Below are 25783 nucleotides of genomic sequence, written 5' to 3'. Positions count from 1 at the left end.
CTTTTATTGTTTTTATGAACCTAAACTTTTATCTAAACTAGTTAGTATTAGTATTGTGGAAATACTGATAGAGAAAGGATTTGAGAGCCATGCTGGTAACAGAGAAGCTTGTTAAGTAATTACAAAGAGCTTTTTTGACCAAAGAATTCAGAGTTAAAGGTAATGTACAGAAAGCTTCTATTTGATTGATTTTATTGTAAATCTAAATAATTATGTGTGGATGGAAAAAACACGAATGGAGGCTTGTAACTGTGAATAAGGATAGAAGATTTTTTCTGAAGGATACAGAGTTCCAAGAAAGTATTGAACAGGTAATAACTTTAATTTCTGAAGTTGACAACGAGATATTTTCAAGGTATGTAGAAGTAACGAGGCATATCATGGAGTTAAATAAATTATTTTATGTTTTTAGGTACAACTTGAAAAATTTACTCGATCATTTCGTGTTAAATACAAATGACTTGATTGAGAGCAAAGATGCACAGTTGTCTGATGATGAATACTATTATCAAATAAACGCTTTAACGATAAACTTCATTAGCTCGGCAAAAACTTTAACTGATTCCATTGAGGTTTGTATGAAATCATTTTTATCTGCTGCTGATTTTTCGTCATTTAAAGAAAAAGTGATTAGTAAACAATATGACGATAAATTTTCATATAGGTTTTTGATCCATATGAGACATTATGCGCAACATGGGCATTTACCAATAAATATTCATGAACAAAAAGCATACTTTGATTTAGATGAAATACTATCAATGCCTCATTTTGACCTTAATAGAAAATTGAAAAACGAAATTGATGAATTAAAAGCTGACATATACAACCAATTTGGAAACATGCCCTATATTTCATACGTATTTACAATAGCAGAGTTTAATTTAATCATAACGGAAATCTATTTCAAATTTTTAAACGAAGTTAAACCTATCTTAGTTGAATTAAACAACAAGAAAAATCAAATCTTGAATGAGCATCCAGAATATCGGTTTGTTAATCCTGACGGAAGTATAAATGCAATGATTTTTTACTATAATGATGGAGAGAGTTTCCATTGTTTTAATGGGAATGATAACAGTATAGAGATGTACGCGAGTATGAAGAGAGAAGTAAAAAAAATCTTGAAAAATGAGACACATCAATACAACAAATTAAGAATATAATTACGGCTTGGCCCATCGCTATTAAGAAGATTTCTTGTTAAAACACACCACGAGTTTTAATGATTCGGATGGTTTTATTATTAAGAAAGTTATAGCAGCAAAAACTAGCGGTAATTTTTTAGATAAGATTCTGAGTTCAATTTGGGGATCAGCATCGAATGGGTCTTCTGCAGTTCAAGATTGGGTTGCACCTTCTAGTTCTTTGATTCCCGAAGACATATCTACACAGGGAATGAAAATCTATCAACCTACAGCTAGCCTTCAGGAAGAAGTATACGGGGGAACGATTAAGTCAAAAAAAATGCAGCCCCAACGAAATCATTTTATAGAAGAATCGTGGTCAAATGGTTACATGCCCATAGAAATTCCTATTCTCGTGGATTCAAATAATGAAGGCCCCTTCCTTACTTTTGTTTCAACGAACTATGATTCAGTAGGGGTTACTTCTGAAGTGATGGCGAAAGAGACAGCAGAGTTCATGGACAGTATCAGAAAACTTCCTGAAGGAAAGATTGTTATTAGTAGTAAAAAGGGTGATTCTAAACTAAAAGTGATTGCGATTCTGCCGATTCCAAATGATAAATATTCAATAAATGATATTCGTTCATCTATAGATGTCACTGAAATAGAGGATGGTAAAGTAAAAGTTAAAGATTCTGTCCTGTCGTTGAATGGTTTATTCAGTATTTTTTCGCCACCAGAAATTCGTTACTAATCATTATGTGAATAATGACTCAATTCCTTTCCTATGTGCCCCAATTTTGAATGCCAATTTGAATGCCATTCCTTTGATTTTTAGTTTGACTTAGTGATGGTTATAGTTTTTTTCTACCTCGCAAATTGTTGGTATTACATAGAATGATGTCTAGTGCTTCATAGACATCATTCATGTCTGAAGAAGAAGAATAGTTTTTAAACCAGAGAGAAACTTTGTCTAACAAGGTTTCTCTTTTTTACTAAATATTTGCCAATTAAAGAAAGTAGGTCAATAGTATGAAAGTTTTAGTTGTAGGTGCAAATGGTAAAGTGGCAAAACATTTTGCCAATCAGATTGAAAAACATCCTTTTATCCAGGAAAAAGCTGTTATTCGCAATGAAGCGCAAACACCGTTTTTTAATGCGCGCGGAATCGAAACAGTATTACTAGATATTGTCACCAATTCTATTGAAGAATTTGCAGCTGCTATGCAAGATGTAGATGCAATAGTTTTTAGCGCTGGAGCGGGTGGCAAGGGGTTAGATAAAACGATTATGATTGATTTAGACGGAGCAATAAAAATTATGACAGCAGCTGAAATTTCTGGCATTAAACGATTTATCATGGTTAGTACCTTTAAAACTGGGCGCAAAGAAATTACCCGAGAAATTAAGGAAAACTCTTCTTTAACTGTTTACACAATTGCCAAAAATTATGCCGATGAATGGTTGAAACACCGTACCAATCTAGACTGGACGATTATTCATCCGGGTGCTTTAACTAATGATGCTGGAACTGGCAAAATTAAATTGGCAGACAATCTAACAGGAGAGCTTGAAAAAAATACGATTCCAAGAGAAGATGTGGCAACCGTGATTCTGGCAACACTGGAAAATGACGCAACTATCGGCAAAGAATTTGAAATTATCTCTGGTGATACTTCCGTGGCACTAGCAATTGGATCATTTAAATAAATTTTATAGGCAAAAAAAGAGGCAGTGAAAAATGCAGACCCTAAAAAAGCTAGATTTTAAGCGAATGTTTGGGTGTCATACATGACCACTGTCTCTTTTTTTATTCATTTGATTTTAAAGCATCAATCATATTGATATGTTTTAGTTTAAAGTGAGTGACCAACATGACAATTAAGGTGAATACAATCGTTAAACCACCTGCATAAAGATAAGCGGCTGGCTTAATAACTAAAGGAAAGACCATATTTTCCATTGAGGCTTTATTTAAGATAAACTGGGTTAAAACTCTCCCAACCCCAAAGCCTGTAACAATTCCGAAGATGGTGAAGATAATATTTTCTCTCACAATATACATGGTTACTTCATTGTCAAAAAAGCCCAATACTTTAATTGTTGAAAGTTCCCGCACGCGTTCGGAAATATTGATATTGGTTAAATTATACAAGACGACAAATGCAAGTAATCCCGAAAGTATCACTAAAATCCAGACGATTGCATTTAAATTGGTGATCGACTGATTTTGCGTTTCAATTTGTCTGGAAATAAATGTCGTGTTGACAACTTTTTTAGTATCCAATAGCATCTGCGCAAAATTATCTTCTTCTTTTGTAGTCATCTTGTTGCTTTTAAACAAGAAACTATTGGTTGAAAATTTTTGATTGGTCACTTTTTCATAGTAAGAAGGTGACATGTACAAAAAACTACCAAGATAGTTCTGGGCAATTCCTGTAATTTTTATTTGCTGTTGCTGTTGCTTGCTATCGTAAATAAGAAGAGTATCACCTTTTTTGATGTTATAAAATTCTGCCATTTTTTGTGTAATGACAGCACCAGTATCTGTAAGAAAAAAATTTTTATTTCCTTTTCTATGAAGGTGTACATAGGATTCAAATTCTTTTTTTGTCTTAGGCACCATTAATGTGAGACTTTGTGTGGCTTTGTCTTTCCTGCGAATTTCGACAGTTTCATTGTGGCTGGCTATAAAACTTGTCACATGTTTATCGTTTGTAAGTGCATGGTTCATGTCTGTAACGTCTGCTGCAGGTAAATCATTTTCTAAGCTGATAATCCCTTCATAATCAATAATGGGACCAAATTGTTTTGCTGCAACTGAAGACAAGGAATCTTTTAAACCAAAACCAGCTAACATCAAGCCTGTACAACCGGCAATGCCAATAATTGCCATTAGCATCCGGGCTTTATAACGCAATAAATTGCGGTAGCTAACTTTTTGATTAAAACTTAAGCGTGACCAAAGAGGCGTGATATATTCGAGAATGATTCGTTTACCAGGTTTTGGTGCTTTTTGTTGCAATAACTGAGCTGGTTTTTCCCGTAGTTCTTTGGTTAAAACAAGTAATGCAGAACCCAAAGTTGCGATTAAAAAAGCGATTACGGCTTTCAAAATTGGGTCCCAGTCGTAAAAGACATAAGCTTCATTAAAGGTGTAGCGGTCGCTCATTAAATAAAAGATAATCCGAGGTAAGAAATTTGTACCGCTGATAACACCTAAAACTAAACCAACACTAGCAGCTAGTAAGGAGTAGATGACGTATTTTTTTGCGATTTCTACTTTTGTATAGCCTAGTGCTTTTAGGGTTCCAATTTCACGCCGATTTTCTTCGACCATCCGCGTCATAGTTGTAAAGGTGATTAAAGCTGCGATAAAGAAGAAAAAGACCGGGAAAACGTCAGCAATTGCTGCGATACGATCAGATAAACTACCGAATTCCTGAAAGCCCACATTGTCAAAGCGATCATTGTAGCGATAGACAATTTTCTTCATATTTTTAATTGTATCTTCTGTTTTTTTGATTTCTGCTGTTCCTGTTGCTATTTTTGACTGACTTTTTTCTAAAATAGCTTCACTGGTCGCAAGTTTTTTTCGTTCAGCAGTTAATTGATTTTGTGCGGCTGTTTTTTGCGCTTCAGGTAGTAGATTTATTTGAGTTTCTTCTTGGGTAAGCTTGTCTTTTGCTAATTGGAGTTGCGTTTGGGCTTTTTCCAGTTCTTTTTTACCAGTAGCGATTTTTTCTTTTTCAGTCTGGAGCTTTTCTACTGCGTTCTCCTTGATTTCTTTTAAGCGCTCTGCCGGTCGCTTAGAGAGTTTGGCTTCAATAAGTGCGGTATTTTTTGCTAGCTGCTTTTTATAAGCACTACTATACGTTTCGTATTTTTTTAAATTGGCAAAGCTAAGATAAAGGACAGATTCAACCTCTGCTTTAAAAAGTTTTTTTGGCAAATAAGCAAAGTATGAAATGCTCCCATTGCCAATGTTGGCATAGCCGCGTTCTATTTCACTGATAAAAAGAGGGGAGGAGGCAAAACCCACGATTTTAAACTGAGTGTTTTTTAGTTGATCCTGCTTATTAATTGTGTATGTATCGCCAATTTTATAGCCTTCTTTTTTTGCTAAGTTATCTAAGATGATTTCATTATCTTCTTTAGGTAAGGTTCCGCTTGTGATGGCCAAGTGGTTTTGGTCATTTTTTTGATCATAAGAAAATACTTGGATAACTTCATTTTTCTTTGCATCCGCATAAAAAAATTGATAGCCAGTCTCGATTGAAAGTCCTACAATATCATCTAAGGCTACTTTATCGGCATTTGTGATACCTCCAGTAGAAATAACTTGCAAGTCAGAAAGTTTGCGCTCTTTGATATAAACGTCTACGGAGTGATCTAAAACAGGTTGTGTAGTTTTAATGCCTACGTAAAGTAATGTGCCCAAAAAGATAATCAAAATAATGGCAATGAAGCGCCCTTTGGATTTTACAATTTCACGAAATGTTGCTTTTAAATAGGTTTTATTTTTCATCTTACTTTAGCACCTACCAAACTATTTCATCAATCGAAATTGGATTTTTGTTTATTTCAACCGAACGGACCTTGGCATCACGAATATGAATAACACGATCGCCAATGGGTGCTAGTGCGGTGTTGTGGGTGATAATTAAAACAGTATTGCCGTATTTGCGACTAGCGTTTTGTAAAAGTTTTAAAACTTGTTTTCCTGTTTCAAAATCCAAGGCACCAGTAGGCTCATCACAAAGAAGTAATTTTAGATTTTTAGCAAGTGCACGCGCAATGGAAACGCGCTGCTGTTCACCACCAGATAATTGTGAGGGAAAGTTATTGAGACGGTTTTGCAAACCAACATTTTCTAAAGTTTTAACTGGGTCAAGGGATTTTTGAGTGACTTCTGTTGCAAGTGCGACATTTTCTTTGGCCGTTAAATTTGGGACTAAGTTATAAAATTGGAAAACAAATCCGACGTCTGTCCGGCGATAAGCGGTAAGTTGTTTATCGCTATACTTTGCGATGTCATTACCAGCAATCAAGATTTCTCCTTCATCAGGTGTATCCATGCCACCTAAAATATTGAGTAGAGTAGATTTTCCTGCACCGCTAGGACCAAGAATAATGGCTAGTTCCCCTTTTTCAACAGAAAAGTTTAGCGCATCATTGGCGACAATGATAGCATCCCCCATTTTGTAACGTTTTGATTCATTTTTTACTTCTAAAAAACTCATAGTTACTTTTCTCCTTTAATTGAACAACTTGTTTAATTAATGATACTATGTCAGTATACGAGGAGTTTTAAAACAAAACAATCAGCAATCTTTTTTTACTTGTTATTAAATAGACAAAATACTTTTATTTGTTTAGCAAAAGGAGGAAATCATGGTTGGTATAAAAAATAATCGCCGCAGTCAAATGACGAAAAAAATTATTCAGCAAGAATTCTTACAACTTTTACAAAATAAAGCATTAGATGCGATTACAATTACAGAAATTGCACAAGCAGCGGATATAAATCGCGGGACTTTTTATAAATATTACACGGACCCAAGAGATTTGATGAATCAGATTGAAACAGAATTTTTTAGAGATGTGTTACAGCGTTTAAATACTGAACAACCAAACTTTGATAGTTGGCTAGAAAATCTTTTGGTCATTTTTGTGGAGAATAGACAGTTAGCTACAATTATTTTATTAAATCAAACTAAAGAACAAAATTTCAACTCATTATTAAAAGAGATAAAGCCTGCTTCTATTGCTCATTTTTCAGCTGTCTTTGATACTCATAATGAAGCAGATTTGGAACTTTATTTTTCCTATTTTATCAGTGGTGCATTAGGCTGTATTAAAACATGGCTGCTTCAATATCCAAAGAAAACTCCCCAAGAGATTGTTCAGATTTTGCAGAGCTCTTTTCCAGTAAATATTGCTCAGCAGTTAAAACTAAATCATTAAAAAGGTATCCCGGTATTTCGGTATGTACTACTTCAGTTAGTTAAAATCCTAATAGTTGTTTTAAATCGTTAAAAAGTATATTTTGAAAGTAGTAAAGCCTGAAATTTACCTTCGATGAGGGGATTATTGAAATAAAAAATTAAAGGGGGAAGATTATCGTGAAGTTTCTACGCCGCCGAAATGGCAATGAAGTACAAAATAATGAAGTATTACAAGAAAAAAACAATGTAGATGATGTTAAAGTTGATGATGCTGCATTTCAATCTTTTTTTGGTGATGTCTTAAAAAAAATGCCACACACCGTTGCTCAGACAATCATGAAGACTTTTGATAGTACGAAAGAAAAGGCAGAAGCACTCTTAGGAAGTACGCGCAGTCGTTTTGATGGTGTTTTTGAGGATTTTTTAAAAGGTGTCGATGAAACAACCAAAAAAAAATCTCATGGCATAATTCATATGGCTTCTTTGAGTGCGGCGATCATCGGTTTGTCACCAATTCCATTTTCGGATGCGTTTTTATTGGTACCGGTACAATTAGTGATGATGGCGCGGCTTCATAAAATTTTTGGCCAATCTTGGTCAGAGGGGATCGGCAAAAGTATTACAAAAGAATTAGTTGTTGTAAGCTTTGGGCGTAGTGCAGTTGGCAATATTTTGAAATTTGTTCCAGTTGTCGGCACGATCGGTGGTGGAGCAGTCAATGCGGTAGTTGCAATGGCGATTACTGAGTCTTTGGGCTGGGTAACGGTAAAAATGTTAAACGACGGGGAAGATATTTTTGAACAAGTGATGTCTTTTAAAGGGCAGTTTAATACTCTGTTCAAAGCTTTGCAATCTGCTAGTAAAAAGAAAATTGAAAATAAGTAATACAAGATATAAGTAAGCATGTCTTATCCATTATCTGCTTGATAGTCTTATTCTAAGTAAAAAAGAGACGGTGAAAGCCGTCTCTTTTTGCTTTTTGTTAGCTCTTGTCTAAGCGGAAAAAGAATGAAGCGCTTGTAAAACAATCTCCGAAATAAAATCGGTGTCAGCAGACAAGAATGGGGCATAAAATTGTTCGTGAAAAAGTAAAGCTTCAATCGTTTTTCCATCAACAATAGCTTGGGCTAAAAGGGTAATAAGATGGAGCGCTTCGTGAAGATTTGTTATCAGTTGTGCTCCTAAAAGCAAATGCGACTTGGTATCAAAGATAATTTTCAAAGTTAGGCTGAAATTAGCATACTGAGGTAAGCTTGAATAGTGAGTAAATGATTTAGTAACAGAAGATACATTAAGATTTAACAGACTTGCTTCTGCTGAGGTAATTCCTGTACTACCTAAGTATGAGTCAAAAATTTTAGTGCCAATGGTTCGTTGGACTGGTTTTATAGATGGTATCGGAAGTTTTGCAATATGACACGCAGCAATCAGTGCTGTTTTTCTTGCAATAGAAATTAGTGGCAAGTAAGCTTTTTTTACTTTGAAACTAAAAGGAACTTTGACTAAATCACCAATGGCGTAAATATTTGGATCAGAAGTTTGCATATAAGAATTCGTCATAACGGTATTATCAAAATCTAGCATAATTGGCGAAGGGATAATGGCAATGTTAGGTTTGGGATTTGTTGCAAAAATAGCGACATCAGCTCTTACTTTCGTCTGATCAAAAAAAGAGAGGCAAACTTTATTGTCTTTTTTTGTTGTACTGTGTAAAGTTTTACCAAAAGTAAAAGTAACACAGCTCGGTTTTTTTTTGAGTAGAATGTGCGTGATATTCTCATCAAAATAACGAAAAAGTGGTTGATTCATTTGATCAAAAATTTCAATCTTCTTATTTGGTACACGTGTTAAGCTACTCGCTAATTCCATTCCGATTAGACCAGCTCCCACAATGGCAATTTCTTTACTTGCCATAATTTTTTGATAGGCATGGATGGTTTCTGCTGGTGACTTATAAGTAAGAAGTTGTTGATTATCTTGTATAGGTGCAAAAGAAGACAATGAAAACTTAGCTGAACCCATTGCTAAAATAAGGCGATCATATGTTAATTCTTTTTGATACAAGTTGTTGTCTAAAAATTGAATCGTCTTTGTAGTAGGTATAATTTTTGTAACAGGACTGTTTAACTTGATGTTGATCCCCATCTCTTCAAGTGTTTTTTTTGTAGCAATCCTATCTGTTGTGAGATTGTCAATAGTAGAATAGCCTTCAAAAATAAAGTTAATCGTACTTGGGACAAAAGCTAAATTACTGGTGTCATTTATAAGTATTATGTCAAGGTGACAATCAAATTTTATGAGATATTTTGCAATTGCAATACCTGCGTGAGAGCCGCCGATGATTATAATTCGCATGGTGTTTCCTTTCTTTTAGTAGCATTTAAAATTTCTTGTAAGGAATACTGGGAGGTCTGGGTAATATCTTGAATACAAAAAAATTGGTCAAACGAAAAATCATATGTTGAAAGTGTGTCATCTGCTATTAAGATATCATAGTGATTGGATGCGCTTGCAATATCGATAAGAATATTTCCCAAGGAGCCATAAATTTGCTTCAACTGATCAATATAAATAACTGTCAACAGAGGTGTTTTGCTAAGGTGGACACCAATGGAAATTGGTTCATGATTATTTTGAATAACCTGCATAGCGACGTAAGAATATACCCAAGATAAGTAGAGACGGTCAGTATGGTCGAGTTTTTTTTCAATATCTTTTTCAACAGACTGTACAATTGTTTCAATGAAGGGGTGATTGGCTATTTCGATACTGTTTTGTGGCAAGTGTTTAAAAAAAAATTCACTATTATAGTCAATGATCTTTCCTTTTAAATATAAAATTGCAGTATGCGTTTGCGATAAAAGATAAAGAGAATAGAAATCATGGGATTTTATGGGTTCTGTATTTGCCGTTGAAAAAACAGTGTGAATTTTTTTTAAAACCATTTCATTTATTTGAATAACGTCATCCAAATAAGTCGGCCAACCTTTTTCATTTAACTCGTAGCGAACCTGCATAGCATAGGGAAAAGATGCAGATAAAAACAAGTAAATGCAAGCTGCTGTATAATCTGTACCAAAAATAGCAGAATAACTTAGTGAAAGAAAGTAACATTCTTTGACGCGTTGAAACATAGGATCTAAACGAAAGACTTCAAGAAGATTAAATACGGTTTTTGATAATTGGTTTTTTCTTAGAGCGTTAACCTTTAACATGCGACACCACAAACAAATCCTAATTTTTGTTGTTCGTGTCATTTTCATACTCAATTTTTTCTCCAAGAGATCGGTAAAACACAAAATTTCATAATCTGAAACCAATTGCTCCAGCTCAGATAATGAGAAAGAGTTCCAAAAAAACTGAAAGAAAAAATGACAAAGCTGTAGATCATCACCGTGAATTTTACCATTTTTAATCACCAAGCCAAATTCTTCTAACAATTGATTAGCGTGAACAATATTGCGGTAAACAGTTGCCTCGCTGATACAAAGTTCCTGGCATAAGATGGGTATGGTATACCTTGAATTATGATAGAGGTATAAAATGAGTTTATAAAAAAGAGACCTTTTAACAAAATAATAATACAAGGTCTCGAGCTCTGCTTGCGAATATTTTTTTATGCTATAAGTATTTGTTTCTTCTTGGTATAAAATTTTCATTTTCATCTGCATTTCCGACATTAAATCAGTTAATTCCTCTAATGAGTGTTCTAAAATAAAGGACGAAATGTTGCCTACTTCTTTAAGCTCATCTTTTCTTACCGGTGCTCCTTTCTCGATTAAGAATAATAGTATAGAAAATTGAATTTTTGTTTTTCGATCAAAAAAGACTCTAAAATCCATTATTTTTAATCTCCTTTTCCCTAACAAAAGTTTGTTTATTTGTGATATAAATCACTATTGCTGTTTTATGATGCCTAGTATAAATGACAATTATAGCAATTAATTATCATCGATTTTAACTTTTTTTATAATTATTGATAATAAGTTTTGATTTTTTCATTTATGATAACGATGTAGAAAAAAGATAGGAGAGGAGGAAATGTATGCTCAAAAGAAAGAGTATGTATTTTTTATGGCGTCTCAGTCTACTAATGCTTATACTTGCACCGAGCGTGAAGGCATTTGCTATCACTACATCAAACCTTTCACAAATTGAAGTGGCGTCATTAAAAACTAATGCTGCAGCGTTCAAGTTATCTTTTGATGAAACTGACAAACGACATCCTTTTTGGCAATTACAGATACTACAAAAAAGCCCAGAGTTGACTAATTTAAAAATAAAGATTGAATTTGACGGACAACAAAAAGATATCTCTTTAAAAAACGAAAATACAGATTCGAATCTTTTAAAAGATGAAACAGGTTATTATTTTTTAACAAATGAAACTACGCTATGGAAAATGAAATCGCAGACTGAAGCAAAAATCAAAATCAGTGTTTATGGATGTGGGGAAAACAATCAGTATTTGGGGAGCTTGTCTGCAACGAAACCACAATCTGTAACAACTAGTAGTACGAGTGATACGGGTTCTACTGTTATTTCAGACAGTAACGAAATTGCTGAAACGCAAACACAAAACTCCGCAGAAGGGTCAAGTGAAAGTAAACAGAGCACCCCCGATGCTAAAACAGATGAAAGTGAGAACACAAGTGCGAGTGTGACAGCTGACAGACATGGTCAGGTAATGAAAAAAATAACGCCTAAAAATGCCAATCTTCGAGCTGCACAAACAGGAAATCCCGAAGTTCCCAAAGGGGCAATTTTATTAGATGGTGTTTTTGGTGACATCAATGTAGTAGGCAATCAAGGTAGCAGTGGTGTGAATACTATTCAGGATGCGAATGTGAATAATGGTATTCCTTATTCAGAAATTACACTTTCTGGGACGCGCAACTGGCTTTCTATTTGGTCAAACGAACAGTATAAAATGGATTTTTCGACAACTTTTCATGGTCGAACTTATATTAACTTTGGTAAAGGCGCTGATGCAGATGGTTTAGCCTTTGTTATGCAAAATGAAAATGCAAAAGCTTTAACGAGTGCGAATACTGCAGACGATGGACAAAATATTGGCGTGTATGGGAATAATCAGACGAACCTTTTCGGTAATAATAAACCAGACAGTAAAGCAATTAAAAAATCTGTTGCAATTGAGTTTGACTTATATAGTAATAATGATGGCACTCATGTATTTGACCGTGATAATCCAACGACTCCTCATATGGCATATACTTTTCCTGGAAATCTTTCAAAAGGATATAAATCAACGAGTTGGTTGGGAGAAAACTATTGGGGTGTAAACGATAAAGCCGTTGTACGGCATCACGATTTAAAATTACTAAATGGAGTTGTGGGTGACAATATTCGCGATGGTACTTGGTATGAATTCCGATATGACTTTGATTCGAATACAAAAACCTTTTCTTATTATTTGAAAAACCCTGTGACCGGTTCAAAAACACAAACCACGGTTATTCCTTGGTCGGATTTGAGTAGTGAATTAGGCCTTTCTGCTTCTAATATGAAAGCTTATTGGGGATTTACAGGATCAAACGGTGCGGCTAGTGGAACCGTTAAATTTGTTTTTACACAAGTTCCTATCGATTTAAGTACTAAAATTGAAAATGATGTTTTGGTAGCAGATAAATCAATTGTAGATATAGAAGATCATGAAAGCTTTACGGAAGATTTACCTAGCGCTTCAGATAAGGACACATTAACTTTTCACACCCGTTTTTCTGTCGAGGAAGGAGAAGCTGCCTTAAAAATCAATAACTGGAAATCTAATGTCAGTATACATGATATTGATTTAGCAAAAGGAATTTCAAATATTAATGCAAAAATTGGTGATAAAAACTATCCAGGAGAAGCACGTATTTTCCAACAAACAGGAGAAATTCAAATTACTTTTAATGACTTACAGGTTAAACCGGGTGAAGATGTCTACTTTTCTTATACTGCAATACCAAAAAAACATACACAAACAAGCAAATCGTATTTTTTAAGTCATATTACAACTACGGAAATTGGGAATAATACACCGGGAGATTTTCTAAGTAAACAAGTGGCCTTTTGGATTAAAGGAAATGAACCGCCAAAACTCACCCAATTAGTAACAACAAAAGAGAATTTTACTGACTTCATTGATGCTTTTGGTTATACATTTTTTTACCAAGACAATGATGAAGATGACTTAACTTATGAGGTAAGAATAAATGGCACGTTAGTCGCTGGAAATCAGCCTTTAAAAGGAGCGGAGGTAAGTCAACAAGTTCAGTATACGGATAAAGCACAAATTGATTTATTAAACGTAGCGACTAATTTTAAACGGGGAGAAAATACATTACAAGTAAGTTTAAGTGATGGGGTTAATCCTCGTGTAACAGCCAATACTACCTTCATGGTTACAGGATATTTTGGCTTTGAAGAATTAACGGACCACTATGATTGGCGCTATGCAAAAACTAATTTACCAGATGAGGATACCCCTATGTCTCGTCAAGCAGCTATGAAAATTAAAATTCGTGATACAAGAGATGCTGTTTATTCAAAAAATGTCAAAATAAAATTTACTGCTACCGCAACTAATGGAGCACTTGTGACGGATCGGTTTACTTTTACTAATCAATCACTGACGAATTTGTCTTTACCCGTCAATAAAGAATTGAATTTCGATAGGCAAGAAGGCCTTTTATTGAAGTTAAATAACAACTGCGATAAAACAACTGCCACAGGAAATGCGATTTGGACAATAATGGATGCACCTTAAAAGGAGATGACTATGAAAAAAATTTATGGTTTAATTGGGAAATTTTTTTTAGGCGGACTCATTTTCCTTTTTTGTGTCATGCCGCCAAGAGTCGCTTTAGCAAATTCTGCAACTAGTAAGATGACAAATCATATGCAAATCGAATTATACGAAAAGGATAAAAACAAAAATTCATCGCTTTCAGGTAATCATCAGTTTTATCCTAAAACAGGTGAAATACAAGTGATGGGCTATACTTTTGTAGGGACGTCATTTATCGTATTTTCTTTGTTCGTTTTCTTTGAAAAAAGGAGGAAGCACGATGAAGAAAGTTAGATATGGAATTGGTAGTATACTTTTTTGTCTATTGTTGGCACCTAAAATTTCTTACGCAGCAAGTGGGAGTACAAGTCTTGAGATTACGCCACTGACAGAAATGCTACCACGCATTTATTATATTAGTGATTTAGATTTTGGTACACATGAAACAACTGCGTTTAGGAAAAAGGTTCATCCCAAACAGGATTTGGTTATTAAGTTGTTAGATGCCAGAAAAGATACGCAAAAATGGCGCTTGGAGGTATTATTTCAACCCTTAGCCAATCATAGCAATTCTTTAAATGATGTGCGTTTAAAAATTTCACAAGGTGAGTTAAGTGGTGATAACACATCGGGGATTATAAAAGGAAATTTGGTAAGTTCTTTAGCTGAAAAACGTTATTTAACTATGTTAGTTTCTGAAAACAAAGTATCTCATGGTCGGCTCACCTACCGGATAAAAAAGGAAGATATTACCTTACAATTTGAAAATAAAAATAAAGCGGGTAAATATGAGGCAGTCAATAAATGGCGCTTTGTCAATGCTGTTTAATGGGAACAACAATTTTAATCAAATAAATTGTTAAGATAAAATAATGGAGGAATAAGAATGAAAAAAATAGTGAGCACGTTACTTTTAACAGGTATTATTTTAGGGGGAACAGCGCCAGTTTTTGCAGCTGAACTTAGCCAAGGTCAGGGAACAACAACTTTAGAAATTACAGACTATACAGTTGATCCAGAAACCAATTTACCCTCAGATCCAGGGAAATACACGTTAAATGCAGTACCAAATATTAATTTTGGTAAGCATTCTTTAGACAGCGTAGCAGATACTAATCAAACATTTACGGGAGCTTATGAAGGCGATTTAAGTATTACGGACACGCGACCAACCCAAGAATCAATTGCTGCTGCAAAAAATCAAATTTCAGCAGTCACGCCTAGTGATAAGGTAACAGAAGAACAAATTAATGCAGCAAAGGAAAAATGGGAGCAAGCAGTCGCAGCTTCACCTTGGCGCATTGACGCAGTAGCTACTCAATTGAACGGAATCGGAACTTCATTGAAAATTGGAAATGTTGAAGTGTTGGGAAATACGGCAACCATTCTAGCTGAAAGTGCTACTGCACCAGTAGGAACAAAGTCTTATTTGGATAAATTAGCAAAACCTGTGTTGACCATTGCCACGAATAATTTAAGTATTAAGACATACCAAGGGACAATTCAATACTCAGCAATCAATGCCTTATAAAATTTAGTAACTTAACAAATAGTGATGTATTTTAAGAATAAACAAAAAGGAGGTAGCTACCTCCTTTTTGTTTATTAACGATGGGGGAGTAATAAGTGAGCGTGAAAAGGCGTATTTTCTTGTGTTTCATTTTTTTTATGATTTTTTTTATACCAGTGAAAGGCTATGCTGCACAAACGAGTAATGTGGATTATAGCGTAGAGCCTATTTTACCAGCTAATCAAATCAAAAGAGGTAATACTTTTTTTGATTTAAAAGTATTACCAAATCAGAAACAGACGCTTAAAATTAAAATTAATAATTTTGCTAAAACACAACAGACCTTTCACATTCGCGTCAATGATGCACAAACAAATAGCAACCTAGTCATTGATTACAATAATTTTGAAACGAATGGTTTTATTGGCGCAAAAAAAATCTCAACTATGATTGAGTATCCAAAAACAATTACCATTCCAGCTCAAAAAAGTGGGATTGTTTCTTTGAATCTGTCTGTTTTAAATCAATCCTTTGATGGAATTTTATTAGGAGGCATTCAAGTACAAAAAGAGAAGCCCAAGAAAAAAACAAATGAGAATACTTTTACGACGGAATATGATTATATTATCGGCTTGATGTTGTCTGAAAACGAAAAAAAAATCGTCCCTGAATTAAAGTTCGTTTCTGTAAAGCCTTCTGTTATCGAGAATAATGCAGGTGTAGAGATTCAGTTACAAAACGTCAAACCGATAAATATCGCTGCTGTGACCTTGAATGGGTATATTTATAAAGACAAAAGTCCAAAACCAGTGATTAGTCGCATCATTAAAAATGGAAGCATTGCACCAGAATCTTCATTTAAGATTGCTTTTTTCAATGGCGAAATGGGTAAAACAAAACCGCTGGAACCTGGTAATTATTTGCTAAAACTAACGTTAGAAGAAAAAAATGGCCAGAGATGGGATTTTGAAGAAGAATTCGAAATTACTAAAAAACAAGCACAAACTGTTAATAACCATGTTTTTGTGGTAAAAAAAGATAATACTTTATTGTATGGGATTATGGGTGTGTTACTAGCAATATTACTGTTATTACTTTTGTTAGTAGTGAAGAAGTACAAAAAGAAACAGCACTAAATCTTAGTGCTGTTTCTTACTTGCTATACATTTCGAGTACAGCTAAAACCTTTAACGTTTCATCGTAATAATTTTTTCCGTGAATCGGTTCTTCGACTACCCATTTTTGAGAAGTTACTAGACCACTATAGGGATCTTCCTGATAGGCCGCAGCCAAAACAGGAGCAGAAAAACTTTGATTTTGGTAGTCGACAAGCGCTTTTCCCTTGAGCGTATATCCTGCATAAACAAATTTTTGCATCGAGAAGAAATCCAACATTTTTGCTAGAATAGGTGCTACTTGTTCTTGATCAGATTTCATTAATCGCAAAGGAATGCGACAAGCATTAGCAGAATAATCGCCGTCGTATTGATTATTTACTTGATTTGGTTTGGCGGGGGTAAGTGTATTATCGCTTTTTATCCAAGCAAAATCTGGCATCAGACCAGTTTTAGATTGCTCACTTAAAATTTGTAACAACTCGATTCCGCGTATGTTTAAATGATTCCAAAAAGAGTCTTTGGTAAATGAATAAAAGGTTGTAAAATATGCCGGCATGATATCAGAAGGTCGTAAAATTTTGCTGGCTTTTTGATCAACTGTTGCCCAATCACCAACTGTTAGAAAACCAGTTTCTTCGTTGTAGTTGTAATTTTTGATATCTGCTAAAAGATTATTCGCAGCACTAGCATAATCATATTTACTTTGGGGCCATAATTTACTTGCTTTAATTAAACTATAAGCAATATCTAAATCACCATCTGTGGCATTATGCAGACTATCTGATTGCCAGCCTTTTTTTGTCTGTGATTGCCGCCACTGCATCAAATGGTTATTTTCCCCGATTTGATAGTGAGTATAGTAACGCTGAAGCTCACGAAATTCACTTTCTGATGCAAATCCTTTTTCGGCTGCTAAAACCGTGATCACCATTCCGTAGCCCTGCGCTTCTGATAATGTTGTAGGGGTTTTGACACCAGTATTTACGTAAGCTCCATTTTTGGTTTGAACGACATAATGTTCGCGCCATTTTTGGTAAATGTTACTTTGGATATTTCGTTCGTTGTCGTCTATTGTTCGAAATAAGATTGCAACATAAGACGTTAATAATACAATGGCCACACCCCATAATAATAATGGCTTTTGTTTCATGGCAACCTCTACTTTCTAAAAAAAATTATCGTGTTTTAATCGTTAAAGCGTTGTGTTTTATACCATTTCGTTCCATCACGTTTTAAGATGCGATCAAACAGTAATGAAAAGAATGCGACTACAGAAACAGCTAAAAAGAGTTGGGAATAAGTAAAATAAGAGGCAACAGAGTATAAAAAATTTTCAGTAGTAGCTTGTCCATATTGACTTACCAAAGCTACGTTTATTTGCAATAGATAAATTGCAAACATTAATCCCCAGTTAACTAATAAAATCGCTGCAATTTGGCGATTACCGCCTCCAAAAGTAAAAGGCAGTTGGAAATTTAAATCAAAAGTATTCAAAAGCATCACAATTAAGTTAGCCCAGAAAATAAGGGTCGAAATAACAATGGCACAGTTAAACCAAAAAAAGGTGTTGATGTAATAAAATATTTCCCATTTAATGCGCCAATTGCTGCGATTAAATAAATGTTTTAAGTTTCCGGTTATAACCTCGTAGTTCCCTTTGGCCCAACGTTTTCGTTGATGATAGTAAACATTAATTGTTTCTGGTTCTTGTTGGAAAGCTTCTGATTGATGGGCTAGAGCAATTAATTTTCCTTGTTCCATAATCTTAAAAGATAAGGCAGTATCTTCTGTTAAGGCGCCGTTATCCCAACCACCGATTTCTTTGACATATTGTTTTTGAATAATGAAATTTGTTCCAGGAATATGTCCAATTTTAAATAATTCCCACAACCCGGTATGTTGAATGCGCTGTGTAGTTACAACTTCTAAATTAATGCAGCGCGTAAGAAAATTTTGTTTATAGTTTCGTGTTTTATTACGCCCAAAAACGGCGGCATATCGTTTTTTGTCCTCAAGTGCTTTTTTGACCAGAAAATAAAGCGCATTTTGTTCTGGCATTGCATCTGCATCATAAACACACAACCAATCACCTTTTGCTTGTTCTAAAGCATCGTTTAAAACACCTGATTTGCCTCCAGTACCACTGCGTTCTATAACTTTAATGTCATGTTCTGCAAACTGAGGAAGGTTTTTAACACTCAAAGCTTCTGCGTAAGTATTATCGGTACAGTTATCTGCAAAAACAAGAATTTCCAAACGATTAACAGGGTAATTTAATCGTAATACTGCTTGAACTGTATCTTTAATAACAATTTCTTCATTATGAGCAGGAACGACAATTGTGACCAGAGGATATTCTGCTAAGGGTTCTAAAATTCTTTTGGGTGGTTTAAGGTTTTTTAGCAAAAATTTAATAGCCCCAAAAACAGTTATTAAAGAAAAGAAGACAGAAATCCAAATGGAGACAATCGTAAATATCATAAGACCTCTAGCCACGTAGATTCCTCCTTTTAAAGTATTTCCAAACCCGTGATTGAATGAAAAGGGCAGCAGTAAATAGACCAACTGTGGCTAAAAAAAACAAGACAGTTACCACAATACTAAGCCAGTAAAAGACGTCTAGCATATTCTCTCACTCCTTATACAATATATTCCTCAACTAAATCTGTTTCCGCACGGCGATTTAAACGGCCCAGTACCTGTTCGGCAGTTAGCTGACTGTCTCGTTGTAACACAATCATGCTCTGACGAATAGTAATATCTTGCGTATGGTCAAAAGGTATAAGCATCATTTGTGTTTTTGTAATTTGGTTTAATTTTTCAGTTTCATTCACGCATTGATTGTTAAAAAGTGGCGAAATAATGATAAACGTACCTTCATCCACGTAAAATAATTGTTCTTCTGGTAGGCGAATATATTCCAAATCTTCTGCTAAACTATAAATTAACGTATTTGTTTTTGTCTCACTCTGATAACGATATTGATCTAAATAATCGACATAAACATGCTAATTGCAAGCGCACGATCTAATTTTGGTCGCAGTGTCATAGTGTTCAAAAAACGATTATAGTTTTCTACAAAACTATTCATACTTCCTAGTCCTGTAAGTGCTTCGGTATTTTTTAGAAAGCTCGCAATTTCTTTTCGACTACTGATGAGTCGCTTTCTTAAGAAAATATCGGTTTTAATAAAATAGCCAATCAGAGTAAAAGTTGGCACGATTAAAATTAAATAAACTTTTAGCCAACTACTCATAACAATGGGAAAAAAGTACAGAATAAAACTGCCAATCCCCACCATTAACATACAGATAATTACGACAAAAAGTGATGTTCCTAACATTCCAAATAAAATTCCTAGAAATACTAATAAATTGGCGTAGTAAAAGGTCTGGCGATCAACAAAATTATACAAAATCATATCTTGAATTAGACTCAAAAACATTATCAGAATAACGCCTACTTCTAGTGGAATGCGATAACGAATATTTTTCACATAGTTCACCTCGATAGAAAATTTAATTGTCTGCTTTAATTACAGCGTACCACAGCTGAAAAAAATCTACCTGTATTTTGATTAATATTCATCAAATATTTTTGAAAAAAGGAAGATATTTTTCTTTTTTAACAAGATTGGTTTGAAGGGTTATGAATAATAGGTTATTAATACACTATTATTATCTGTTGCTTAATGCAGGATGCTGACTAGTTATAGATTCACTATTTTTTAAATAATCACGTCGTTTATTTTTAGATAGTACAGTTTTTTTAGTTGTACTATCTTTTGAGTTGTGGTAATAATACAGTGAATGAAAAAAGCGTTTGCGCCCTTTTACAGTAAGATGACAAAAAATCTGCGAGGTGTAGTCATGAAAGATGCCACTTATTATGCACAAGAATTAAAGAGCAAGAACTTGTCCATTGACGAATTGTTAGCACAAATTGTTACCATAGCGGAACAAAATCAAAAATTGAATGCTTTTGTTGGCACATTTAATGTTGCTGATGCAAAAAGAGAATATGAATATACCCAAAATGGTATTTTTGGAGGTTTACCACTACCGCTAAAAATTTTAGGTCAAGATAAGGCCGGTTGGGCAGCTACTTCAGCTTCACAAATCTTCAAAGAAGCAAAAGCCAATCAGACAAATAATTTTGTTGCGGCATTAGCTGATAATGGATTAACTCCCTTTGGTCAGACCAATGCACCTGAATTTGGTTTCAAAAACATTACTGATCCTACACTTTATGGCGTCACGCGCAATCCATGGAATTTACAGTATTCACCAGGAGGATCAAGTGGTGGAGCAGCTGCAGCAGTGGCCGCAGGAATTTTTCCGTTAGCAGCTGCCAGTGATGGCGGCGGTTCTATTCGTATTCCAGCTTCTTTTGGTGGTTTAATCGGCCTTAAACCTACCCGTGGTACAATCCCAACAGGTCCGACATCTTGGCGTGATTGGCAAGGTGCAGCAATTAATTTTGCTCTAACTGTCTCAATGCGAGATACTAAGACTCTTTTTTATGGTATGCGAGGACAACATACTGCAGCTCCTTACCAGGCACCAAAGATCGAATGGGAAAAAAAAGTTGAAAAAAGGAAATTGAAAATTGCTTATACTACTACTTCACCAGTAGGAAGTCAGGTTTCTGATGAAGCAAAACAAGCAGTGGCAAAAGCGGTTACCTTTTTGCAAGCAGCAGGGCATGATGTTGTTGAAATAGCGTATCCTTTGGATGGTATTCAATTAATTCGCGCTTATTATAAAATGAATGGAGCTGAAACCGCCGCTATGTTTGCAGAAATAGAGCAAGCCATTGGGAGAAAAGTTACAAAAGAAGATATGGAACCAATGACATGGGCAATCTATCAATCTGGTTTGAAAACACCTGCTGCTAAATATGTCGCTACTTTACAAGCATGGGACCAAGCTGCATTTGTTATGGAGGAGCTATTTAAAGATTATGATTTGTTTTTGACACCAACTACGGCATACTCTGCACCTAAAATTGAGGCAGAATTGGTAAGCAAAGAAATTTTTGAAAAGATAGCGCATGCTTCATTGTTGGATGAAGATGAATTAGACGCTCTTATTTATGAAATGTTTGAAAATAGCTTAACACTTTCGCCATTTACCCAACTGGCTAATTTAACTGGTGAACCAGCAATTAGCTTACCAACTCATGTCACAGCTAGCGGGCTACCTTTGGGAATCCAATTTATGGCTGCTAAAGGACGAGAAGATTTATTATTTCAAATTGGTTATATTTTTGAGGAAAATGAAAAGTTTCAGTTACCACAAGCATATCAAGAATAGATTTCTTTAAACGTAACACGTAGGATTATTGTGTCTTTATGAAGGAATAAAAAGTAATTTCTAAAAAGGATATTATCTGTGTTTAACCTAGTAATTAAAAACTAGGATTAATAAATAATAGCATTACAGGGGGAAGACAATGAAAAAATGGGCAACATTTGCAGTGATTGCAGTAAGCGGGCTGGTTTTAAGTGCATGTGGCACTGGCAATAATGAAACAAAAGCAAAGGTAAAAGATGACAGCTGGAGTAAAGTTGAAAAGAAAAAAACGTTAACGGTCGCAACTTCAGGAACATTATTTCCTTCTTCTTATTATAACGAAAAAAATGAATTGAATGGATATGATGTCGAGATAGCAAAAGAAGTTGGCAAACGACTAGGGGTCAAAGTTAACTTTAAAGAGTATAATGTTGACGGTCAAATTTCTTCGATCAATCGAGGAGAAGCTGATTTTGCTGCAAATGATTTTGGGCTTTCCAAAGAGCGAGCTAAAAAATTCTCTTTATCTGTTCCAATTAAATATTCCTTTGATAGTATGATTGTTAGAAAAAGTGATGATTCTGGTATTCATTCATTAGAAGATTTAAAAGGAAAAAAAGCAGCAGGAGAACCAAACACAAGTTATATGAAAATTGCAGAAAAATATGGCGCAACACCTGTGACATATGATAATGCTACGAATGATCAATATTTAACTGATGTTGCCAATGGTCGTACGGATGTTATTTTGAATGATTATTATTTACAAAAAATGTCAGTGGCAGCATTACCAGATATTCCGGTGAAAATTTTGGAAGATGTTTATTTTAATGCGAACCATACAGGTTTTCTATTCGTGAAAGAGAATAAGGCATTAAAAGACAAAGTCGATGAAACGTTAGAAGCTATGCAAAAAGATGGAACCATGAAAAAAATCTCTGAATCGTATTTCCAAACAGATGTTTCGATTAAACCAAAACAAGAAATCAAAGAAACGGTGTCACCAGACTAATGTATATTCCAACACTTGATTTTGGCTTAATGTTGGAATCATTGCCTTTTGTTTTGCAGGGGTTAAGCTATACGTTGGGCATTAGTTTTCTGACCTTTTTATTGGGGAATATCATTGGGATTATCTTAACTGTTTTGTCATTTTTACCTAGCAAGCTCTTGCAAATCTTAATTCGTTTTTATATTTCTTTTTTGCGGGGAGTTCCAGCACTTGTTTTGCTATTTTTACTCTACTTTGGATTGCCTTATCAACTGCCTGCTTTAACAGCTGCAATTATTTGTTTTAGTCTGACTAGTAGTGCGTTTATTGGTGAAATTTATCGTGGCGCTATTACAGGGGTAGACCATGGACAATGGGACGCTGCCTATGCGACGGGGCTAAACTTTATACAGACAATGCAACTTATCATTTTGCCACAGGCTTTTCGTCTCTCAATACCAGCATTAGGAAATGTGGCAATGGATCTGGTTAAGGGAACATCACTGGCTGCAATGATTACAATTCCTGATATTTTCCAAAAAGCAAAAATTGTTGGTGGTAGAACATTTGATTATATGTCCATGTATATTTTAGTTGCGTTAATTTATTGGGGCTTGTGTATTTTGATTGGCTTTTTTCAGCATTATCTAGAACATTTTTTTGAAAAGCGTTTTGGTACTTTGATTTAAAAGAATAAAAAAGTTTGGGTACGTTTAGTGGGAAAAGGTCAGTAAAATAGTGGTTAATTGTACAAAAAAACAAATAAAATTAAATAATTATAAAAAAATACTTGTGCATTTTTTTGTAACCTGTTATCCTTTGTGTAGCGTTTACAAAAAGTTTGGGAAGGAGGAAGCATGATGATTAAGTTAAACCAACAAGAATTAAGTTCATTCATCGCAAATATTTCCTTACTCCCGTATGGTATCTCCAATTAGTGCATTAGTGCAATAGTATGCTGAATTTACAGACAGACTCTGCCTTGGTTTTATACTCGGGTAGAGTCTTTTTTGCGCACAAAAATAGTAAAAGTTGTTTCCTGCCTGCAACCTTTATAGAACTTTTATGCAAAAACAGGCAGAATTTGCTTTTATTTATTTCGCCTTATGAACTTCCTGTCAAAGACAATAAGACAACATATCTTGACACGTGAAAAAATTTTCGTTCGGTAGTCTTTTTACCAACATGAGAGGAACGTTTGTAGAGCTTTTATATTGGAGGTTATCATGAATTACGTTTTAAAGCATTTATCCACTTATATTAAAGAAAATAAAAAACGCTATGCTGTCGTTTTACTCTTTATGATTATTAACAGTGCTCTAGCAGTTGTACCCACGTATATAATTCGTTTATTTATTGATGCAATGATTCAAAAAACATTGACGCTTTCATTGCTAGTCGCATATAGCAGTATCTTTGCCTTAACGATTTTAATGTGTTATTTGGCAGATTTCATTTGGACATATCAATTGTTTATAGGATCATACGATTTACAAAAAAATCTCCGAGAACAGTTGATGGCGCATTTTTTGAAAATGGGTGCACCATTTTATGAACGTTTTCGGACGGGAGACTTAATGACCCGCTCTAGTGATGACGTGCAAGTAATGGGGATGACGGTTGGTTATGGCCTTATGGTTTTTATGAATACGAGTTTATTCTTAGGATTTATTTTATTCATGATGGCTACCACGGTCTCGTGGCTTTTGACTGTCATTGCGTTATTGCCAATGCCCATTCTAGCCTTTTATATCTTTAAATGGGGTTCAAAGGTTGATTTTCTTTTTACAGAAGCACAAAATGCGGTTTCTGATTTAAATAGTGAAGTATTAGAAATTATTGATGGCATTCGCGTTGTTCGTGCATATGGTTTAGAAAAGAAGACGTTAAGTTCTTTTAATGCAAAAACAAATGCTGTGAAGGAGAAAAATAACCGTGTTTCAGAGTTGGATTCTCGTTTTGGTCCTTTAATTACGATTATTTTGGCAATAAGTTTTGTTGCAAGTTTTGGCGTTGGTGCTTTAATGGTGCAAAAACAACAAATTACAGTTGGAGCAATGGTTTCCTTTCAAGTTTATTTAACGATGATTGTTTGGCCGATGATATCTGCAGGAGATTTGGTAAATGTAATGCAACAAGGCGCAGCTTCATGGCGACGCATCAATGAGGTTTTACAAACGCAAGATAATTTAGAACAAGCTGGGACCAAGTTGTTACCAACACTAGAAACGATTACTTTTAAAAATTATGATTTTTCTTATCCCACTAGTACAAACAAGATCTTACAGCACATTGACTTGACGATAAAAAAAGGGGAAATTGTTGGGATTGTTGGAAAAACTGGTAGTGGAAAAACCACTTTATTGCGGCAATTGATTCATCGGTATCCTTATTCAAACCAAGTTCCACAATTGAATAATATTCCGCTAACAGCTTTTGCCACAACCGCTGTGCGTCAACTATTTTCAGAGGTTCCACAAGAACATATATTATTTTCTCGTACCATTAAAGAAAATCTACTTTTTGGTAAAGAAGATGCAACAGAAACTGAATTGTGGCAGGCCTTAACTGCTGCGTCATTAGCAGAAGAAGTTAAAAAGATGCCAGCACAATTGGAAACTTTAATTGGTGAAAAAGGTGTTTCATTATCTGGTGGACAAAAACAACGTTTATCTTTAGCACGTGCATTTTTGCGCCAGAGTGAAGTTTTATTGTTAGATGATGCACTTTCTGCAGTGGATGCTAAAACTGAACAGACTATCATTAATCAGCTTAAATTGGTTCAAAAAGATCGTACATCTGTTATTGTGACTCACCGTTTATCAGCGATTACTGCGGCGGATCAAATTATTGTCTTGGAAAATGGGAAAGTTATCCAAAAAGGTACTCATCACGAACTTATAAAAAGTGCTGGTTGGTACCAAGAACAATATTATCATCAACAATTACAAGGGGAGTAAGAGTTTGTTAAAAAACGTTGCTTGATGATATTTCGTAAGGAG

General features: G+C 34.7%; 22 protein-coding genes. 14 read left to right on the top strand and 8 right to left on the bottom strand.

What is annotated here, in order from left to right:
- Positions 1–251: 251 nt before the first annotated feature.
- The 3 genes from EsVE80_RS09150 (at position 252) to EsVE80_RS09140 (ending at position 2837) form a co-directional block, all read left to right on the top strand.
- A complete protein-coding gene (locus EsVE80_RS09150; protein ID WP_173103439.1) occupies positions 252–1166 on the top strand; it encodes a hypothetical protein in 915 nt (304 codons plus the stop codon).
- Between the two features lie 34 nt (positions 1167–1200).
- A complete protein-coding gene (locus tag EsVE80_RS09145; RefSeq protein WP_173103438.1) occupies positions 1201–1881 on the top strand; it encodes a hypothetical protein in 681 nt (226 codons plus the stop codon).
- A 278-nt stretch (positions 1882–2159) separates the two neighbouring features.
- Positions 2160–2837, top strand: a complete 678-nt coding sequence (locus tag EsVE80_RS09140) for an SDR family oxidoreductase (protein ID WP_173103437.1) — start codon at positions 2160–2162, stop codon at positions 2835–2837.
- A 100-nt stretch (positions 2838–2937) separates the two neighbouring features.
- On the opposite strand, the gene EsVE80_RS09135 is transcribed toward EsVE80_RS09140, so the two are convergent.
- Positions 2938–5655, bottom strand: a complete 2718-nt coding sequence (locus tag EsVE80_RS09135; protein WP_173103436.1) for an ABC transporter permease — start codon at positions 5653–5655, stop codon at positions 2938–2940.
- 13 nt (positions 5656–5668) lie between these two features.
- Entirely contained in the window at positions 5669–6370 is a 702-nt protein-coding gene (locus EsVE80_RS09130; RefSeq protein WP_173103435.1) for an ABC transporter ATP-binding protein, read from the bottom strand.
- Positions 6371–6521: 151 nt separating this feature from the next.
- On the opposite strand from EsVE80_RS09130, the gene EsVE80_RS09125 reads away from it, so the two are divergent.
- Positions 6522–7094, top strand: a complete 573-nt coding sequence (locus EsVE80_RS09125; protein WP_173103434.1) for a TetR/AcrR family transcriptional regulator — start codon at positions 6522–6524, stop codon at positions 7092–7094.
- Positions 7095–7252: 158 nt separating this feature from the next.
- The gene (locus EsVE80_RS09120; RefSeq protein ID WP_173103433.1) at positions 7253–7960 is read left to right on the top strand and encodes a YcjF family protein; all 708 of its coding nucleotides are present in this window, start codon (positions 7253–7255) and stop codon (positions 7958–7960) included.
- 108 nt (positions 7961–8068) lie between these two features.
- Here EsVE80_RS09120 and EsVE80_RS09115 read toward each other — a convergent pair whose 3' ends face one another.
- Positions 8069–9430, bottom strand: a complete 1362-nt coding sequence (locus EsVE80_RS09115) for an NAD(P)/FAD-dependent oxidoreductase (RefSeq protein ID WP_173103432.1) — start codon at positions 9428–9430, stop codon at positions 8069–8071.
- Complete coding sequence (locus tag EsVE80_RS09110) at positions 9418–10917, bottom strand: helix-turn-helix domain-containing protein (RefSeq protein WP_173103431.1); 1500 nt, start codon at positions 10915–10917, stop codon at positions 9418–9420. The genes EsVE80_RS09115 and EsVE80_RS09110 overlap by 13 nt, the downstream gene beginning before the upstream one ends.
- A gap of 203 nt (positions 10918–11120) precedes the next feature.
- Between EsVE80_RS09110 and EsVE80_RS09105 the strand changes: the two genes are divergently transcribed.
- The 5 genes from EsVE80_RS09105 (at position 11121) to EsVE80_RS09085 (ending at position 16514) form a co-directional block, all read left to right on the top strand.
- Positions 11121–13847 (top strand): L-type lectin family protein, encoded by a 2727-nt coding sequence (locus EsVE80_RS09105; RefSeq protein WP_173103430.1) that lies wholly within the window; start codon positions 11121–11123, stop codon positions 13845–13847.
- A 12-nt stretch (positions 13848–13859) separates the two neighbouring features.
- Positions 13860–14162: an LPXTG cell wall anchor domain-containing protein gene (locus tag EsVE80_RS09100; RefSeq protein WP_173103429.1), complete on the top strand. Its 303-nt coding sequence runs from the start codon at positions 13860–13862 to the stop codon at positions 14160–14162.
- The gene (locus EsVE80_RS09095; RefSeq protein WP_173103428.1) at positions 14149–14697 is read left to right on the top strand and encodes a hypothetical protein; all 549 of its coding nucleotides are present in this window, start codon (positions 14149–14151) and stop codon (positions 14695–14697) included. Before EsVE80_RS09100 ends, EsVE80_RS09095 begins: the two co-directional genes overlap by 14 nt.
- A 57-nt stretch (positions 14698–14754) precedes the next feature.
- The gene (locus EsVE80_RS09090) at positions 14755–15399 is read left to right on the top strand and encodes a hypothetical protein (protein ID WP_173103427.1); all 645 of its coding nucleotides are present in this window, start codon (positions 14755–14757) and stop codon (positions 15397–15399) included.
- A 95-nt stretch (positions 15400–15494) separates the two neighbouring features.
- Positions 15495–16514, top strand: coding sequence for a DUF916 and DUF3324 domain-containing protein (locus EsVE80_RS09085; RefSeq protein WP_232061180.1), 1020 nt, complete (start codon positions 15495–15497; stop codon positions 16512–16514).
- Between the two features lie 16 nt (positions 16515–16530).
- On the opposite strand, the gene EsVE80_RS09080 is transcribed toward EsVE80_RS09085, so the two are convergent.
- The 4 genes from EsVE80_RS09080 to EsVE80_RS13890 all read right to left on the bottom strand — a co-directional run bounded on the left by EsVE80_RS09080 (position 16531) and on the right by EsVE80_RS13890 (position 19992).
- A complete protein-coding gene (locus EsVE80_RS09080) occupies positions 16531–17646 on the bottom strand; it encodes a glycosyl hydrolase family 8 (RefSeq protein WP_173103425.1) in 1116 nt (371 codons plus the stop codon).
- Positions 17647–17681: 35 nt separating this feature from the next.
- Complete coding sequence (locus EsVE80_RS09075) at positions 17682–18977, bottom strand: glycosyltransferase family 2 protein (protein ID WP_173104176.1); 1296 nt, start codon at positions 18975–18977, stop codon at positions 17682–17684.
- A 158-nt stretch (positions 18978–19135) separates the two neighbouring features.
- Positions 19136–19420, bottom strand: a complete 285-nt coding sequence (locus tag EsVE80_RS13895; RefSeq protein ID WP_232061179.1) for a hypothetical protein — start codon at positions 19418–19420, stop codon at positions 19136–19138.
- Between the two features lie 62 nt (positions 19421–19482).
- The gene (locus EsVE80_RS13890) at positions 19483–19992 is read right to left on the bottom strand and encodes a hypothetical protein (RefSeq protein ID WP_232061177.1); all 510 of its coding nucleotides are present in this window, start codon (positions 19990–19992) and stop codon (positions 19483–19485) included.
- 373 nt (positions 19993–20365) lie between these two features.
- Here EsVE80_RS13890 and EsVE80_RS09065 point away from each other — a divergent pair, with 373 nt between their 5' ends.
- The 4 genes from EsVE80_RS09065 (at position 20366) to EsVE80_RS09050 (ending at position 25741) form a co-directional block, all read left to right on the top strand.
- Positions 20366–21811, top strand: a complete 1446-nt coding sequence (locus EsVE80_RS09065) for an amidase (RefSeq protein ID WP_173103424.1) — start codon at positions 20366–20368, stop codon at positions 21809–21811.
- Between the two features lie 139 nt (positions 21812–21950).
- Positions 21951–22802 (top strand): transporter substrate-binding domain-containing protein, encoded by an 852-nt coding sequence (locus EsVE80_RS09060; protein ID WP_173103423.1) that lies wholly within the window; start codon positions 21951–21953, stop codon positions 22800–22802.
- Positions 22802–23470, top strand: coding sequence for an amino acid ABC transporter permease (locus EsVE80_RS09055; protein WP_173103422.1), 669 nt, complete (start codon positions 22802–22804; stop codon positions 23468–23470). The genes EsVE80_RS09060 and EsVE80_RS09055 overlap by 1 nt, the downstream gene beginning before the upstream one ends.
- A gap of 537 nt (positions 23471–24007) precedes the next feature.
- Entirely contained in the window at positions 24008–25741 is a 1734-nt protein-coding gene (locus EsVE80_RS09050) for an ABC transporter ATP-binding protein (RefSeq protein ID WP_173103421.1), read from the top strand.
- Positions 25742–25783 lie beyond the last annotated feature (42 nt).

The sequence above is a fragment of the Enterococcus saigonensis genome (genome assembly GCF_011397115.1).
Taxonomy (GTDB): Bacteria; Bacillota; Bacilli; order Lactobacillales; family Enterococcaceae; genus Enterococcus_C; species Enterococcus_C saigonensis.
Note: the sequence above shows the minus strand (reverse complement) of the source record. Positions and strands in the feature narration are given on the sequence as shown.

Excerpts from the sequence above, each read along its gene's own strand:
- EsVE80_RS09140 (WP_173103437.1), top strand. The coding sequence starts at position 2,160 with ATGAAAGTTTTAGTTGTAGGTGCAAATGGTAAAGTGGCAAAACATTTT.
- EsVE80_RS09135 (WP_173103436.1), bottom strand. The coding sequence starts at position 5,655 with ATGAAAAATAAAACCTATTTAAAAGCAACATTTCGTGAAATTGTAAAA.
- EsVE80_RS09130 (WP_173103435.1), bottom strand. The coding sequence starts at position 6,370 with ATGAGTTTTTTAGAAGTAAAAAATGAATCAAAACGTTACAAAATGGGG.
- EsVE80_RS09125 (WP_173103434.1), top strand. The coding sequence starts at position 6,522 with ATGGTTGGTATAAAAAATAATCGCCGCAGTCAAATGACGAAAAAAATT.
- EsVE80_RS09115 (WP_173103432.1), bottom strand. The coding sequence starts at position 9,430 with ATGCGAATTATAATCATCGGCGGCTCTCACGCAGGTATTGCAATTGCA.
- EsVE80_RS09110 (WP_173103431.1), bottom strand. The coding sequence starts at position 10,917 with ATGGATTTTAGAGTCTTTTTTGATCGAAAAACAAAAATTCAATTTTCT.
- EsVE80_RS09105 (WP_173103430.1), top strand. The coding sequence starts at position 11,121 with ATGCTCAAAAGAAAGAGTATGTATTTTTTATGGCGTCTCAGTCTACTA.
- EsVE80_RS09100 (WP_173103429.1), top strand. The coding sequence starts at position 13,860 with ATGAAAAAAATTTATGGTTTAATTGGGAAATTTTTTTTAGGCGGACTC.
- EsVE80_RS09095 (WP_173103428.1), top strand. The coding sequence starts at position 14,149 with ATGAAGAAAGTTAGATATGGAATTGGTAGTATACTTTTTTGTCTATTG.
- EsVE80_RS09090 (WP_173103427.1), top strand. The coding sequence starts at position 14,755 with ATGAAAAAAATAGTGAGCACGTTACTTTTAACAGGTATTATTTTAGGG.
- EsVE80_RS09080 (WP_173103425.1), bottom strand. The coding sequence starts at position 17,646 with ATGAAACAAAAGCCATTATTATTATGGGGTGTGGCCATTGTATTATTA.
- EsVE80_RS09075 (WP_173104176.1), bottom strand. The coding sequence starts at position 18,977 with ATGATATTTACGATTGTCTCCATTTGGATTTCTGTCTTCTTTTCTTTA.
- EsVE80_RS09065 (WP_173103424.1), top strand. The coding sequence starts at position 20,366 with ATGAAAGATGCCACTTATTATGCACAAGAATTAAAGAGCAAGAACTTG.
- EsVE80_RS09060 (WP_173103423.1), top strand. The coding sequence starts at position 21,951 with ATGAAAAAATGGGCAACATTTGCAGTGATTGCAGTAAGCGGGCTGGTT.
- EsVE80_RS09055 (WP_173103422.1), top strand. The coding sequence starts at position 22,802 with ATGTATATTCCAACACTTGATTTTGGCTTAATGTTGGAATCATTGCCT.
- EsVE80_RS09050 (WP_173103421.1), top strand. The coding sequence starts at position 24,008 with ATGAATTACGTTTTAAAGCATTTATCCACTTATATTAAAGAAAATAAA.